Genomic DNA, 14597 nt, shown 5'->3' with positions numbered 1-14597 from the left:
GGCCAATGAGCCATTACCGTCGACGCCATGACCACCGCAGAACCCACCCGCGTCGACTTCTGGTTCGACCCCGCCTGCCCCTTCGCCTGGATCACCTCCCGCTGGCTGCTGGAGGTCGAACGGGAGCGCCCTCTCGACCTCCGCTTCCACGCGATGAGCCTCTACCTGCACAACATCGGCCACGAACTCCCGGACTGGTACCGGGAGTTGGTGGACAAGTCGATCGGTCCGGTACGGGTCGCCGTGGCCGCCGCGGAACGACACGGGGAGAAGGTGCTCCGTGACCTCTATACGGCCTTCGGCACCCGTATCCACGAACGCAAGCAGGAGGACTTCGACGCCGTCGTCGCCGACTCCCTCGCCGAACTCGGGCTCGCGGCGGAGCTCGCCGACGCGGCGCACGACACCGCGTACGACGAGGCCGTCCGCCGCAGCCACGAGGCGGGCGTCGAGCCCGACTCCGGCGGCTATGTGGGCACGCCCACGCTGCACGTCGACGGCACGGTGTGGTTCGGGCCGGTGCTGCGGGCGATCCCGCGAGGCGCCCGGGCGGCGCAACTCTTCGACAGCTTCCGGGTGTTGGCGACCGACCCGGACTTCTTCGAGCTCAAGCGCACCCGCACCGGAGGCTTGAGCTTCGACTAGACCTTGTCGCCCCGCCACTCCCCGTTCCGCAGCGCCCACTTCACCGCCGGACTCACCGCGAGGCCCGCGAGGGCGAACAGGACACCGAGGACCGCCCAGCCCGCCCGGCCGTGCTGGATCGCGGTCACCGTGACCAGGGCGGGACCCGCCATCATGCCCGCCGACATGCCCGCGCCGAACACGCCCTGATAGACACCGTGGACGCGGGCGTCGGCCAGCTCGTAGCCGAGGGTCCAGCCGCCCGCCGCCGACAGCACCTCGGCGAAGACCTGCACGATCGCGCCGACCGTCAGCGCCAGCACCGCCCACACCGGCGACAGCCCCGCCGACATCGCGTACGCCGCACAGGCCACGGCGAGAAGCAGTCCCGACCAGCCCATCGCCCGCACCGCGCTGGGGACTTGGGAGGCCCTGCGGGCCACCCGCACCTGAAGCAGCGCCACCAGCACACAGTTGAGGATCATCAACAGAGCCGCAGTCCAGCGCGGTGCCTCGGTCCGCTCCACGATCCACAGCGGCAGCCCGACCTCCGACAGGGTGTACTGCACGACGAGGATCGCGTTCAGCACGGTCACCGCGAGGAACGGCAGATCACGCACCGCACGCCAGCGGTCGGCCGCCGGGGCGTCGGCGTCGGGAGCCTTGCGCTCCAGGGCGTGGGGCGCGAGAGGCAGCCGGGGCAGCAGCAGCGCGGGCCCCGCGAACGACACCGCGTTGACCAGAATGACCGTCACATACGCGCCCCGCGTGTCGAGTTGGAGAGCGATCGCCCCGAACGCGCCACCAATTCCCATGAAGACGTTGGTGACCATCCGCAGATACGCGCGCGCCTCCACCCGGCTCGCGGCCGGCAGCACATCGGCGTAGATCGCGCCCTGCACCCCGCGGCTCGCCATCTGGAGCCCGGTCGCACAGACCACCGCGACGAGGAAACCGACGTACGAGTGCACGAACACGTACGCGGCCGTCGCCACGCCCGTCCCGGCCCACAACCACGCCCCCACGCGCCGGGCGCCCCACCGGTCCGCGGCCCGCCCGGCCGGCACCCCGGCGGCCACGCCGACCAGCCCCGCGCCCGTCATGCCGAGGCCGACCGAGGTCGCGTCGAGGCCGACGATGCGGGTGAAGTACAGGACGCCGAGCGGGAAGTAGAGCCCGTTGCCGAGGGAGTTGGCGGCGGTCAGCAGGGCGGCGCGGCGCAGGGTGGGGTCGGTGGGGAGCCGGGAGGGGCGTAGCTCGGGGTCGGCGGCGGGGGCGGTCACGGGTGTCGTGGTCATGCGGACATCACACCCGGCGGCGGCACCACGCCGACAATGATTTAGCGTGACGCTCAATGATTGAGTTCCGCTTCGACGTCGGCGACCTCGCCACCACCTCCTTCGCGTACTCCCCGCTCCAGGAGGCAGTCTTCTCACTGCGCTGTCTGCACGACCCGGCCCGCTACCCCCACCACCGGCCGTGGCTGCGCCGCATCCGCCCCCGCCTGGACGCCCTCGACCACGAGCTGCTCATCACGCTGACCGCGCCCTGGCTGTGGGTGCCGGACTGTCTGACCCCTCGCCCCGAACGGGCCCGGCCCGTCTTCGCCGACGAACTCGACCGGCTCCGCGCCACCCCGCCGGAGCTCCTCGACGCCGACTTCCGGGCCGCCTACCGTACCGAGGACGCGCTGCCACCCGTCGTCGCCCGGGGTCTGACGGAGCCCGCTGCGTTCCTCCAGCGGATCGTCGAGGCCCTCGACGCCTACTGGCAGGTCTGTCTGGCCCCGGACTGGTGGCCGCGCGTGCAGAGCATCATGGCGGCCGACCTCGCCCATCAGGCGCGGGTGCTCGCCGAGCAGGGTGCCGGGGCGATGTTCGCGGGACTGGACCGGCGGCTCAGCTGGGTGGGCGGCCAACTACGCCTGTCCACCGACGACTTCATGCTCCAGGCGCCGTGGACCGACATGAGCATCGCCGGACGCGGCCTGGTCCTGCTCCCCTCGCTGTTCGCCCGAGGCGCCCAGCCGCTGATCGACCCCACCCGGCCGCCCACGATCATCTATCCGGCCCGCGGCAGGGCCACCCTCTCGGAGGAGCCGCCCCCGGTCACCGACGACGCCTTGGTCCGCCTCCTCGGCCGCCCCAGAGCCAGACTCCTCCTGCTCCTGGCGGAGCCGGCCTCGACGACGGAACTGTCCCACCGCTTGAAGGTCACCCCGGGCGCGGTCAGTCAGCACCTGGCGGTGCTCTACGACGCGGGGCTCCTGAGCCGGACGCGCGAGGGGAGAGTCGTAAGGTACGGGCGAACGGCACTAGGAAACGAACTCTGCCGTTAGGAACGTAAGGGGCGCGGGGCTGTATCAATGTGCGGCTACCGCCGCGGGGCGCGACCAGCCCCCACCGGCCCGCAGACTAATCACGCACCCACGACCGCCAACGAAGGCAGCCGAGCCTCGTCATACCGCTCCAGCAAAACCCGCGCCACCTCAGCCGAAGCCCCGAGCACGTCCGAGAGGACATCCGCCTCCGCCGCACCCCGCGCGATCCGGTCCGGCAAGAATCCGGGAGCAAGCACATACGGCGCAACGGCCACCCGGGAGCAGCCCATCTCCCTCAACTCCCGTACCGCATCCTCGGTCCGAGGCAACGCGGCGGAGGCGAACGCAGGCCGCACGGCGCACCAACCGGTACGCCGCCACTCCCGCGCGATTTCTGCGATCACTGCGATCGCCTCCGGGTCCGTGGACCCCGCCGAGGCCAGCACGACCCCGGTCGAGGACTTGTCGGCGGGCGTCAACCCAGCCTCGTACAGCCGCCGTTCGAGCGCGGACAGCAGCAGGGGCGACGGGCCGAGCACCTCGGCCTGCCGGATCCGCAGCTGCGGCGGCGCGTCCCGCAGCACCGCCGGGATGTCCGCCTTCGCGTGGAACGCGCGGGTCAGCAACAGCGGGAGCGCGACGACATCCCGTACACCCTCTGCCGCCAGCGACTCCAACACCCCCTGCACGGACGGGATGTTGAAGTCCAGGAAGCCGGTCTCCACCCGTACGTCCGGGCGCAGCGAGCGCACCCGGCGGACGAGGGCGTGCACCGTCGCGGCGTGCCGCGGATCGCGGCTGCCGTGGGCGATGACGAGAAGAACGGGCTTCCTCAGCAAAGGACTTACCCCTTCACCAGCAGGCCGCGGCTGCGCAGCACCCGCCGCTCCAGCGGGCTGAAGATCAGCAGGTCGACGGCGATGCCGACGAACAGGATCAGGAAGATCGCCTCGAAGATCATCGGCATGGAGCTGGCGTTGCGGCCGTTCTCCAGCAGCGCGCCGAGGCCGATGCCCAGGTCGGGCGAGGAGGCGATGATCTCCGCTGCCATCAGCGAGCGCCAGGAGAAGGCCCAGCCCTGCTTCAGACCGGCGAGATAGCCCGGCAGCGCGGCCGGCAGCACGATGTGCCAGGCGCCCTTCCAGCCGGTCGCGCCCATCGTGCGGCCCGCCCGCAGGAACAGCGGCGGCACCTGGTCGATGCCGGAGACGAGACCGTTGGCGATGGACGGGACCGCGCCGAGCAGGATCACCGCGTACATCATCGAGTTGTTCAGGCCCAGCCACAGCACGGCCGGCGGCACCCACGCCACCGACGGCAGCGACTGGAGACCGGACAGGACCGGGCCGATGGCGGCCCGGACGAACTTCACCCGGGCGACGATCAGACCGAGCGGGGTGCCGATCGCCAGGGCCAGCAGGAAGCCGAGCAGACCGCGCTCGACACTGGTCCAGATGTAGCCGAGGAGCTTGCCCTCCAGCCAGGCGTCCTTGAACTCGGCCGCCACGTCGCCCGGGGAGGGCAGCTTGGTCGGGTCGGTGACGATGTCGAAGGAGATCAGTGCCTGCCAGATCACCAGGACCACGGCCGTCGCGACGAGCGGCGGCAGGATCTTGGTGCGGGCGGTCTCGGAGAACGGCGTCCGTGTGGCGGCCGAGGTCTCCAGGGCGTCCAGACCGGCCTCGAGACCGGCGGACCGATCCTGTGTCTCGTCCGTCCGGGCCGTCTTCGTGTCACTGCTGGCCATGACGGCGGATCTCCCCACGCAGTTGATCGGTGATCTCAAGGGACAGTTCGGCCACGGGGGCGTCCTCGATGCGGCGCGGCTGCGGGATGTCCACCGTCCACTCGCGCGCGATCCGGCCCGGCCGCGACGACAGCAGGATGACCCGCTGGGCCAGTCGCACCGCCTCGCGCACGTTGTGCGTGACGAACAGGACGGACAGCCCCGTCTCCGCCCAGATCCGGGTCAGTTCGTCGTGCAGCACGTCGCGCGTGATCGCGTCCAGCGCCGCGAACGGCTCGTCCATGAGGAGCAGCCGGCTCTCCTGGGCCAGCGCCCTGGCCAGCGCCACACGCTGGCGCATGCCGCCGGACAGCTCGTGCACCCGCTTGCCGTACGAGCCCTTGAGCCGGACCAGTTCGAGCAGTTCCTCGGCGCGGTCGCGCCGGTCGTTCTTCGGAACTCCGCCCAGTTTCAGGGCGAGTTCGATGTTCTTGCCCGCGGTGAGCCACGGGAACAGGGCGTGCTCCTGGAACATCAGAGCGGGGCGCCCGTCGGTCTTGATGCTGCCGGCGCTCGGGTCGTCGAGACCCGCCACCAGGTTGAGCAGCGTGGACTTGCCACAGCCCGAGGCCCCCAGGAGGGTGACGAACTCGCCCGGCGCGACATCGAGGGTGATGTCGTCGAGGACGAGCTGCTGCCCGGCGGGCCCGGCGAAGGACTTCGAGACGTGCTCGATGCGGGCGGCGTACTCGACTGACTCGGCCTGCTCGGCCTTGGCAACCGCGGTGGCCATGGTCGTCACCTCCTGGGGACTCTCGGGATCAGGGCTTACTTGACGCCGAGCCCGGCGTCGTCGACCGTGCTCTCGCCGTCGGCCTTCAGGACCTTGTTCAGGAGCGTGAGGTCATAGATGCCGTCCAGCAGCGGGTCCTCCAGCAGACCGGCCTTCACCGCGTGCTCCGCCTCGGTGTTGAGGGTGGAGGCCAGCGGGTCGTTGGTGAACTGGATGGACTTCCACGCCGGGTCCAGGACGTCGGCGGGCAGCGCCTTGCCGGAGTCGGCCTCCAGCTGCTTGTTCGCCGAGGCCTTCGCCTCGTCCGGGTTGGCGTTGATCCACTTGTTGGTCTCGACGGAGGCCTTCAGGACCGCCTCGACCGCCTTCGGGTGCTCCTTGAGGAACTTCTGCGACACGATGATGTTCGTGATCACGAACTTCTTGTCCGGCCACAGGTCGGCCTCGTCGAGCAGCACCTTCGCGCCCTCGGCGACCAGCTTCGACGCGGTCGGCTCCGGCACCCAGGCGCCGTCGATGGAACCGGACTTGTAGGCGTCCGGGGTCACCTTGTTGTCGGTGCGGATGACCGACACGTCACCCTTGCCGCTCTCGGCGTCGACCTTCCAGCCCTGCTCCGAGATCCAGTTGAGGAACGCCACGTCCTGCGTGTTGCCCAGCTGCGGGGTGGCGATCTTCTTGCCCTTGACGTCCTTCAGGGACTTGATCTTCTTGGGGTTGACGACGAGCTTCACACCGCCGGACGCCGAACCGCCGATGATGCGCAGGTTGGTGCCCTTGGACTTGGTGTAGCCGTTGATCGCCGGGGAGGGGCCGATCCAACCGATGTCGATGGAGCCCGAGTTGAGCGCCTCGATCTCGGACGGGCCGGCGTTGAAGACCTGGTACTTCGCCTCCGTGGCGCCGAGCTCCTTCTGGAAGTAGCCCTTCTGGTTGGCGACCAGTGCGGTGGCGTGGGTGAGATTGCCGAAGTAGCCGATCTTGACGGAGTCGAGTCCGTCGATCTTCTTCGCCCCGGCGGCGACCTTGGCGGTGCCCTCGTCCTTCGACTCGGAGCCGTAGCCGCAGGCGGCCAGGGTGAGCAGCGGGAGCGCGGCTATGACCGCGAAGGTGCGGCGGAATGCAGATGGAGCAGGCACGGGAGGTGTTCCTCTCGGAGGCCCGGCGGTCACGGTCTCTCAGGTCGTGGCCGGGAGGTCGGCAGGTCTGCGTCTACGGCGGTGGGGGGTGAGGGCGCGCAAGCGGTGCGCGTACGTCAGCGCACACATCGCGCCACTCCGCCCTGCCCGCTGCCGAGCGCGCCGCTGCCTACGCGGCCGCCCTCCTTCGCGAACGTGGAGTAGTAGTCGGTGGAGTTCATGTCAGAAGTCCCACCCGTCGTCCTCGGCCTCGTCCTTGACGGGCTCGGGGGACGCGAACGACTCGCCGACCATGCCCGCGGTGAGCGTGGTGCCGTCGCTGGGGTCGATCAGGATGAACGAGCCCGTGCGCCGGGAGTCGGCGTAGGAGTCCACCGGCAGCGGCTCCGCGGTGCGGATCTTCACGCGGCCGATGTCGTTGGCGACGAGCTGTCCCGGGTGCGGGTGCAGGGACAGGTCGTCGAGCGTGAGACGGGACGGGATGTCCTTGACGATCGCCTTGACCGTGCGGGTGCCGTGCTTGAGCAGCACGCGGTGGCCGACGGTCAGCGGGGCGTCGGCGACGTGGCACACGGTCGCCTCGATGTCCTGGGTGGTCGGCGGCGCGTCCTTGCTGGGCACGATGAGGTCGCCGCGCGAGATGTCGATGTCGTCCTCCAGGAGGAGGGTCACCGACTGGGTGGTCCAGGCGACGTCGACGGACTGGCCGAGGAGGTCGATGCCGGCGATCTTCGAGGCGTGACCCGAGGGCAGCACGGTGACCGCTTCGCCGACGTGGAAGGAACCGGCGGCGATCTGACCGGCGTACCCGCGGTAGTCGGGGTGCTCGGCGGTCTGCGGGCGGATCACGAACTGCACGGGCAGACGGGCGTGGCAGTGGCTCAGGTCGTGGGTGACCGGGACCGTCTCCAGGTGCTCCAGGACGGTCGGGCCGCCGTACCAGTCCATGTTGGCGGACGGCTCCACCACGTTGTCACCGGCGAGCGCGGAGATCGGGATCGCGGTGACCTCGGGGACGCCCAGCTCGGTCGCGTACGCCGTGAACTCCTCGGCGATCGCGGCGAACACGGACTCCTTGTAGTCGACGAGGTCCATCTTGTTGACCGCGAGGACCACGTGCGGGACGCGGAGCAGCGCCGCGAGGGCGGCGTGGCGCCGGGTCTGCTCGACGACGCCGTTGCGGGCGTCGATGAGGATCACCGTGAGCTCGGCCGTGGAGGCACCCGTCACCATGTTGCGGGTGTACTGCACGTGCCCCGGGGTGTCCGCGAGGATGAACCGGCGCTTGGCGGTGGCGAAGTAGCGGTAGGCCACGTCGATCGTGATGCCCTGCTCACGCTCGGCCCGCAGACCGTCCGTCAGCAGCGCGAGGTCGGGGCCCTCCTGGCCGCGCGACGCGGACGCGCGCTCCACGGCCTCCAGCTGGTCGGTGAGGACCGACTTGGAGTCGTGCAGCAGCCGGCCGACGAGGGTGGACTTGCCGTCGTCGACGGAGCCCGCGGTCGCGAACCGCAGCAGGGTCGTCTCCGAGAGCGCCTCGGAAGTGGTCGTGCTCATGCTTAGAAGTACCCCTCGCGCTTACGGTCTTCCATCGCGGCCTCGGACATCTTGTCGTCGGCGCGGGTCGCGCCGCGCTCGGTGAGCCGGGAGGCGGCGATCTCCGTGATGACCTGCTCCAGCGTCACGGCGTCGGAGTCCACGGCACCGGTGCAGGACATGTCGCCGACCGTGCGGTAGCGCACCAGGCGCGTCTCGACGGTCTCCGTCTCCTTCGGGCCGCCCCACTCGCCGGCCGTCAGCCACATGCCGGCCCGCTGGAACACCTCACGCTCGTGCGCGAAGTAGATCTCCGGCAGCTCGATGCCCTCGCGGGCGATGTACTGCCAGACGTCCAGCTCGGTCCAGTTGGACAGCGGGAAGACGCGGACGTGCTCGCCGGGAGCGTGCCGCCCGTTGTAGAGGTTCCACAGCTCGGGGCGCTGGCGGCGCGGGTCCCACTGCGAGAACTCGTCCCGCAGCGAGAACACCCGCTCCTTGGCGCGGGCCTTCTCCTCATCCCGACGCCCGCCGCCGAAGACCGCGTCGAACTTCTCCGACTGGATCTTCTCGGTCAGCGGAAGGGTCTGGAGCGGGTTGCGCGTGCCGTCCGGACGCTCCTTCAGCACACCCCGGTCGATGTAGTCCTGCACGGAGGCGACATGCAGCCGCAGCCCGTGCTTGGCGACCGTCCGGTCGCGGTACTCCAGCACCTCGGGGAAGTTGTGTCCGGTGTCCACGTGCAGCAGCGAGAAGGGGATCGCCGCCGGGGCGAACGCCTTCAGCGCCAGGTGCAGCATGACGATCGAGTCCTTGCCGCCGGAGAAGAGGATCACCGGCCGCTCGAACTCACCCGCCACCTCACGGAAGATGTGCACGGCCTCGGACTCCAGGGAGTCCAAGTGCGAGAGGGCGTACGGAGCTTGGGTGCCCTCCGTCACCGCCGCGACGGTCGTCGTCATGCCAGTCCCCTCTCGGTGAGCAGCGCGTGGACCGCGGCCGCGGACTCCTGGACGGTCTGGTTCTGGGACTCGATGCGCAGATCGGGCGACTCGGGCGCCTCGTACGGGTCGTCGACACCCGTCAGTCCGGTCAGCTCGCCCGCGGCCTGCTTGGCGTACAGACCCTTCACATCGCGTACGGAGCACACCTCGACCGGAGTCGCCACGTGCACCTCGAGGTACGCGGCCCCACCCTCCTGGTGGCGCTTGCGCACCGCCTCACGGCTGTCCGCGTACGGCGCGATCACCGGGACCAGCGCCTTGACGCCGTTACGGGCGAGCAACTCGGCGAGGAAGCCGATGCGCTGCACGTTGGTGTGCCGGTCCTCGCGGCTGAAGCCGAGGCCCGCGGAGATGAACTCGCGGATCTCGTCGCCGTCGAGCACCTCGACGAGGTGGCCCTCCTCGCGCAGCCGGCCGGCCAGCTCGTACGCGATGGTGGTCTTGCCGGCACTCGGCAGACCCGTGAGCCAGACGGTGGCTCCGGTCGTCACTTGGTTCTCCTGGGTTGTCGTCGTCATCCGTGCAGCCCGCACTCGGTCTTGGCGCGCCCGGCCCAGCGGCCGGCGCGCGCGTCCTCGCCCTCCAGCACCCGGCGGGTGCAGGGGGCGCAGCCGACGGAGGCGTAACCGTCCATCAGCAGCGGGTTGGTGAGGACGCCGTGCTCCTGGACGTACGCGTCCACGTCGTCCTGGGTCCAGCGGGCGATCGGGGAGATCTTGACCTTCTGGCGCTTCTCGTCCCAGCCGACGACCGGGGTGTTCGCCCGGGTGGGGGACTCGTCGCGGCGCAGGCCCGTCGCCCAGGCCACGTAGTCCTTCAGGCCCCGCTCCAGCGGCTCGACCTTGCGCAGTTTGCAGCACAGGTCGGGGTCGCGGTCGTGCAGCTTGGGGCCGTACTCCGCGTCCTGCTCGGCGACCGTCTGGCGCGGGGTGAGCGTGATGACGTTGACGTCCATCACGGCCTCGACCGCGTCGCGGGTGCCGATGGTCTCCTCGAAGTGGTAGCCGGTGTCGAGGAAGACGACGTCGACGCCTTTCATCGCGCGGGACGCGAGATGGGCGACGACCGCGTCCTCCATCGAGGAGGTCACGCAGAAGCGCTTGCCGAAGGTGTCGACCGCCCACTGGAGGATCTCCAGGGCGGAGGCGTCCTCCAGGTCACGGCCCGCCTGCTCGGCGAGGGCCTTGAGCTCGTCGGTCGTGCGCTCTTCCTGAACTGCGGTCATATCTCTTCTCCCCCTGCGTCGTTGGGCTGAAGGCCCCGGGCGAGCAGCCCGAGGAACTTCAGCTGGAATGCGCGGTTGCACGCCGCGCATTCCCACGCGCCGTGACCCTGCTCGGACGGGCGCAGGTCCTCGTCACCGCAGTAGGGGCAGTAGAAGGGGGCGGCCCGCTCGCTCATGAGAGGGCCTCCTCCGAGGCGCGCGAGGCCCAGGCGGCGAACCGCTCGCCCTCCTCGCGCTCGGCCTGGAACCGCTTCAGGACCCGCTCGACGTAGTCGGGCAGCTCCTCGGAGGTGACCTTCAGGCCACGGACCTTGCGGCCGAAACCGGCCTCCAGGCCCAGCGCGCCACCGAGGTGCACCTGGTAGCCCTCGACCTGCTCACCCTGGTCGTTGAGGACCAGCTGGCCCTTGAGACCGATGTCCGCCACCTGAATACGGGCGCAGGCGTTCGGGCAGCCGTTGAGGTTGATGGTGAGCGGCTCGTCGAAGTCCGGAATACGGCGCTCCAGCTCGTCGATCAGCGCGGCGCCGCGCGCCTTGGTCTCGACGATGGCGAGCTTGCAGTACTCGATGCCGGTGCAGGCCATGGTGCCGCGCCGGAACGGGGAGGGCGTGGCCGTCAGGTCCAGCGCGCCCAGCGCCTCGACCAGCGGCTCGACCTGCGCCTCCTCGACATCGAGGATGATCATCTTCTGCTCGACGGTGGTCCGGACCCGGCCCGAGCCGTGGGCCTCGGCGACCTCGGCGATCTTCGTGAGGGTGGCGCCGTCGACCCGGCCGACGCGCGGCGCGAAACCGACGTAGTAGCGGCCGTCCTTCTGCTTGTGCACACCGACGTGGTCACGCCAGCGGCCCGAGGGCTCGGCGGGCGCGGGGCCGTCGACCATCTTGCGCTTGAGGTAGTCGTCCTCCAGGACCTGGCGGAACTTCTCCGGGCCCCAGTCGGCGACGAGGAACTTCAGGCGAGCGCGCGTACGAAGGCGGCGGTAGCCCCAGTCGCGGAAGATGCCGACCACGCCGGCCCACACCTCCGGGACCTCCTCCAGCGGCACCCAGGCGCCGAGCCGGACGCCGAGCTTGGGGTTGGTGGAGAGGCCGCCGCCGACCCACAGGTCGAAGCCCGGGCCGTGCTCGGGGTGCTCGACACCGACGAAGGCGATGTCGTTGATCTCGTGGACCACGTCCAGGAGCGGGGAGCCGGAGATCGCCGTCTTGAACTTGCGCGGCAGGTTGGAGAACTCCTTGCTGCCGATGTAGCGCTCGTGGATCTCGTCGATCGCCCAGGTGCCGTCGATGATCTCGTCCTCGGCGATACCGGCGACCGGCGAGCCGATGACGACACGCGGGCAGTCGCCGCAGGCCTCGGTCGTCGACAGTCCGACCGCCTCGAGACGGTTCCAGATCTCCGGGACGTCCTCGATGCGGATCCAGTGCAGCTGGATGTTCTGCCGGTCCGTGATGTCCGCGCTGCCCCGCGCGAACTGCTGCGAGATCTCACCGATCACCCGCAGCTGCTGCGTGCTGAGCCGGCCGCCGTCGATGCGGACGCGCAGCATGAAGTACTTGTCGTCCAGCTCCTCCGGCTCCAGGATCGCGGTCTTGCCGCCGTCGATCCCGGGCTTGCGCTGGGTGTAGAGCCCCCACCAGCGCATACGGCCGCGCAGGTCGTTGGGGTCGATCGAGTCGAACCCGCGCTTGGAGTAGATCGTCTCAATGCGTGTCCGCACATTGAGACCGTCGTCGTCCTTCTTGAACTGCTCGTTGCCGTTCAGCGGGGTGTGGTGCCCCGCGGCCCACTGACCCTCACCGCGGTGACGGCTCACCTTGCGGCGGGGAGTCGCGGCGGCAGGGTTCTGCGGGGTGGCGGCCATGGTTGTTACGTCCTTCGGGACAGGCGGGAAAGCGGCTCTGACCTGCGCGTACGGGCGCATGGAAATAAGTGCGCCTCATTGCGCGGGGAGAAACAGAGAGTCAGGAGATGTCGGCGGGCTGCGGCTCGTCAGCGCGCCGGACAGATGGCGCTGGACATGCGGCCGAGGTCGACGTGCCGCCGACTCACCAAGGCAATTCCAGTTCCAGACATGACGGAAGCGTGTCACGGCGATCTGGACACAGTCCAGCTTCGTCCATCATGCGGACACCCTTGTCTCGAAGGTCGAGACAAGGGTGGCGTCGATCACATGCGCTGCGGGAGGTCTTGTCCGCGCAGGTCAGCCGCGCTATGCCGCGGACCGGGAGTCCGAGGTCAGGCGGGGTGCGCCCCCGGCCACGGGCCCGGCGAGGTCACCTGCGGCTGCTCCTCGACCTTGGTGTCGAAGAGCGTGAAGCCCCGGCGCTGGTAGTTGGCCATCGCGTGCTCGCCGTCCAGGCTGCACGTGTGCAGCCACACCCGCTTGGTGTCGGTCAGCCCCGGCCAGCGGTCCGCGAGGTCCCAGGCGCGCGCGGCACCGTACGACAGCAGATGGCCGCCGATCCGCCGCCCGCGGAAGCCCGGGATCAGCCCGAAGTAGACGATCTCCACGACCCCGTCGTCCTGCGGCTCCAGCTCCACGTACCCCGCGGGCGTGCCCCGGTCGTACGCCACCCAGGTCTCCACGCCCGGCCGGTTCAGGTGCTCCTCCCACTGGGCGTACGTCCAGCCCAGCCGGTCGATCCAGCGGATGTCGCCGCCGACGGAGGCGTAGAGGAAGCGGCTGAACTCGGGGGAGGGCGCCTCGGCGCGGACGATCCGGACATCGCCCTCCGGCGCGGCGGCCGGGAGGAGGTCGGTAGGGGCGGTCTGCTCGAGGGACCAGGTGGTCACGGGGATGTTGGGCATGCCCCCAGGCAACCATCCGGCCCGGCGATCTGTCGATCCACCCCCGGCCCCCGACGATCTACCGCAGGGACCTGTCGATCGTGCTCAGCGGCAGCGCGAACAGCATCCGGCCCGACTGGGACCAGACCTCGCCGGTCGCCTCCCAGTAGGACAGGGACTCCGCCTCGCCGCTCCAGCAGCGGGTCGTCTCGTCGGTGCCGCAGCGGGTGGCCCGGGCGCCGGTCGCGTCCTGCCGCCAGAGCGTCCCGCGGCCGTCCTGGTCGTCCGACGTACGGCCCAGATACCACTCCGAGCGGTACGACAGCACGGCCCCGACGCCGGGGGTGCGCGTCTCGTACGCCTCGTCGACGGGGGTGTACCCGGCCGGGTCCGTGGTGAGCAGGCCGGAGCGGTCGGAGGACGAGCTGAGGTCGTACCGCCACAGCCGGACGTTCCGGTCGCTGTCCGTGGAGACCCAGTCGCTCGCCACCAGGCTGTCGGGGGAGGTGCTGCGGTCCAGGGAGAGGTAGTCGGGGTGCGTGGCGCCGGCCCGGTAGCTGCCGACGGCGGGCAGCACCCAGCGGTTGCCGTGCGCCGCCCAGCCGCCGTCCACCCGGCCGACCGCGGAGGCGTCCGTGGTGGCGCGCTGGACGCGGTTCATGTCGTACACGTACAGCCCGTCGGCGGCGGTGACCAGCAGTTTGTCCTGGTACCAGACCATGCCGGAGACCTGGGAGTCGAGTGCGCGGTAGTCGCGGCCGCCGTCGACCGGGACGGCGAGCAGCACCCAGGTGTAGGTGAGGCGGTCGATGTCGTTCGCGTCGATGAACGCGACCCGGGCCAGATCGTGGGTGCTCTGGCTCCAGGCGGAGAGGATCACCCGGTTCTGCCCCCACAGGCCGTCGTCGTCGGCGTCGCCCGAGGTGGTGACCGCGCCGGGCCGCCAGGAGCGGGTGTCGGCGGCGCCCCAGCAGTAGGCGCGGGTGGCCGCGGGCTCGACGGGCAGGGCCTTGCGCTCGGCCGGGGCGCAGTCGGCCGCGGCGCGCAGGGTGTGGTCGGCGTCGGCGAGGACGGCACCGACACCCTCCGGCCGTCCCATCGCGGAGGCGAGCCGGTCGAGGGTGGACCGCGGCTCCAACTGCTCGTGCAGCCGCAGCGCGTCCGTCTCGGTGGCGGTGGCCAGCGGTTTCAGGGCGCCGGGATCGGCGGCGACGGTGGCCTGCGAGGCGCTGATCATGGTGGCCGCGGCGGTGAGCGCGAGGGCGGTTCCGGCCAGGAACGCGCGCAGCGCTTTGCCCCGCTTCCGCCTGCGGTGTCTCCCGCGATGCATCATGTCGTACCTCCCGAGGCGGGCCAACTGCGCCTGGTGATCCGTACGTTGACCAAGGAGCAGGTGGGGTGGCCCGTAGAGGGATGCTACGGCAGTTGGGGCGT

General features: G+C 70.4%; 16 protein-coding genes. 2 read left to right on the top strand and 14 right to left on the bottom strand.

Going from position 1 to position 14597, the window contains the following annotated elements:
* Positions 1-27 precede the first annotated feature (27 nt).
* On the top strand, positions 28-645 hold the full coding sequence (locus IQ210_RS20455) for a mycothiol-dependent nitroreductase Rv2466c family protein (protein WP_194080502.1): 618 nt from the start codon (positions 28-30) through the stop codon (positions 643-645).
* Here IQ210_RS20455 and IQ210_RS20450 read toward each other — a convergent pair.
* Positions 642-1922 carry an MFS transporter gene (locus IQ210_RS20450; RefSeq protein WP_194080501.1) on the bottom strand — a complete coding sequence of 427 codons (1281 nt, stop codon included), beginning with the start codon at positions 1920-1922 and terminating at the stop codon, positions 642-644. The genes IQ210_RS20455 and IQ210_RS20450 overlap by 4 nt on opposite strands.
* A 56-nt stretch (positions 1923-1978) precedes the next feature.
* Between IQ210_RS20450 and IQ210_RS20445 the strand changes: the two genes are divergently transcribed.
* Positions 1979-2962 (top strand): ArsR family transcriptional regulator, encoded by a 984-nt coding sequence (locus IQ210_RS20445; RefSeq protein WP_228048097.1) that lies wholly within the window; start codon positions 1979-1981, stop codon positions 2960-2962.
* An 80-nt stretch (positions 2963-3042) separates the two neighbouring features.
* On the opposite strand, the gene IQ210_RS20440 is transcribed toward IQ210_RS20445, so the two are convergent.
* From IQ210_RS20440 to IQ210_RS20380, 13 genes are all read right to left on the bottom strand, one after another.
* Positions 3043-3783 carry a sirohydrochlorin chelatase gene (locus IQ210_RS20440; RefSeq protein WP_194080500.1) on the bottom strand — a complete coding sequence of 247 codons (741 nt, stop codon included), beginning with the start codon at positions 3781-3783 and terminating at the stop codon, positions 3043-3045.
* Positions 3784-3788: 5 nt separating this feature from the next.
* A complete protein-coding gene (locus IQ210_RS20435) occupies positions 3789-4691 on the bottom strand; it encodes an ABC transporter permease (protein ID WP_194080499.1) in 903 nt (300 codons plus the stop codon).
* Positions 4678-5463, bottom strand: a complete 786-nt coding sequence (locus IQ210_RS20430) for an ABC transporter ATP-binding protein (protein ID WP_194080498.1) — start codon at positions 5461-5463, stop codon at positions 4678-4680. The genes IQ210_RS20435 and IQ210_RS20430 overlap by 14 nt, the downstream gene beginning before the upstream one ends.
* Positions 5464-5498: 35 nt before the next feature.
* A complete protein-coding gene (locus tag IQ210_RS20425) occupies positions 5499-6602 on the bottom strand; it encodes an aliphatic sulfonate ABC transporter substrate-binding protein (protein WP_194080497.1) in 1104 nt (367 codons plus the stop codon).
* 222 nt (positions 6603-6824) lie between these two features.
* Positions 6825-8159, bottom strand: a complete 1335-nt coding sequence (locus tag IQ210_RS20415; protein ID WP_194080496.1) for a sulfate adenylyltransferase subunit 1 — start codon at positions 8157-8159, stop codon at positions 6825-6827.
* Between the two features lie 2 nt (positions 8160-8161).
* On the bottom strand, positions 8162-9100 hold the full coding sequence (gene cysD, locus IQ210_RS20410; RefSeq protein WP_194080495.1) for a sulfate adenylyltransferase subunit CysD: 939 nt from the start codon (positions 9098-9100) through the stop codon (positions 8162-8164).
* Positions 9097-9660 (bottom strand): adenylyl-sulfate kinase, encoded by a 564-nt coding sequence (cysC, locus tag IQ210_RS20405; protein WP_194080494.1) that lies wholly within the window; start codon positions 9658-9660, stop codon positions 9097-9099. The genes cysD and cysC overlap by 4 nt, the downstream gene beginning before the upstream one ends.
* Positions 9657-10367, bottom strand: coding sequence for a phosphoadenylyl-sulfate reductase (locus IQ210_RS20400; protein ID WP_194080493.1), 711 nt, complete (start codon positions 10365-10367; stop codon positions 9657-9659). Before IQ210_RS20400 ends, cysC begins: the two co-directional genes overlap by 4 nt.
* Positions 10364-10543 carry a hypothetical protein gene (locus tag IQ210_RS20395; RefSeq protein WP_194080492.1) on the bottom strand — a complete coding sequence of 60 codons (180 nt, stop codon included), beginning with the start codon at positions 10541-10543 and terminating at the stop codon, positions 10364-10366. Before IQ210_RS20395 ends, IQ210_RS20400 begins: the two co-directional genes overlap by 4 nt.
* The gene (locus tag IQ210_RS20390) at positions 10540-12237 is read right to left on the bottom strand and encodes a nitrite/sulfite reductase (protein ID WP_194080491.1); all 1698 of its coding nucleotides are present in this window, start codon (positions 12235-12237) and stop codon (positions 10540-10542) included. The genes IQ210_RS20395 and IQ210_RS20390 overlap by 4 nt, the downstream gene beginning before the upstream one ends.
* A 128-nt stretch (positions 12238-12365) precedes the next feature.
* Positions 12366-12449, bottom strand: coding sequence for a putative leader peptide (locus IQ210_RS48245; RefSeq protein ID WP_310591794.1), 84 nt, complete (start codon positions 12447-12449; stop codon positions 12366-12368).
* A 162-nt stretch (positions 12450-12611) separates the two neighbouring features.
* The gene (locus IQ210_RS20385) at positions 12612-13184 is read right to left on the bottom strand and encodes a GNAT family N-acetyltransferase (protein ID WP_194080490.1); all 573 of its coding nucleotides are present in this window, start codon (positions 13182-13184) and stop codon (positions 12612-12614) included.
* A gap of 58 nt (positions 13185-13242) precedes the next feature.
* Positions 13243-14496 (bottom strand): hypothetical protein, encoded by a 1254-nt coding sequence (locus IQ210_RS20380; RefSeq protein WP_194080489.1) that lies wholly within the window; start codon positions 14494-14496, stop codon positions 13243-13245.
* Positions 14497-14597 lie beyond the last annotated feature (101 nt).

Source organism: Streptomyces justiciae (assembly GCF_015163075.1).
Taxonomy (GTDB): Bacteria; Actinomycetota; Actinomycetes; order Streptomycetales; family Streptomycetaceae; genus Streptomyces; species Streptomyces justiciae.
The sequence above is the reverse complement of the archived record's forward strand: the minus strand, read 5'-3'. Positions and strand labels throughout refer to the sequence as shown.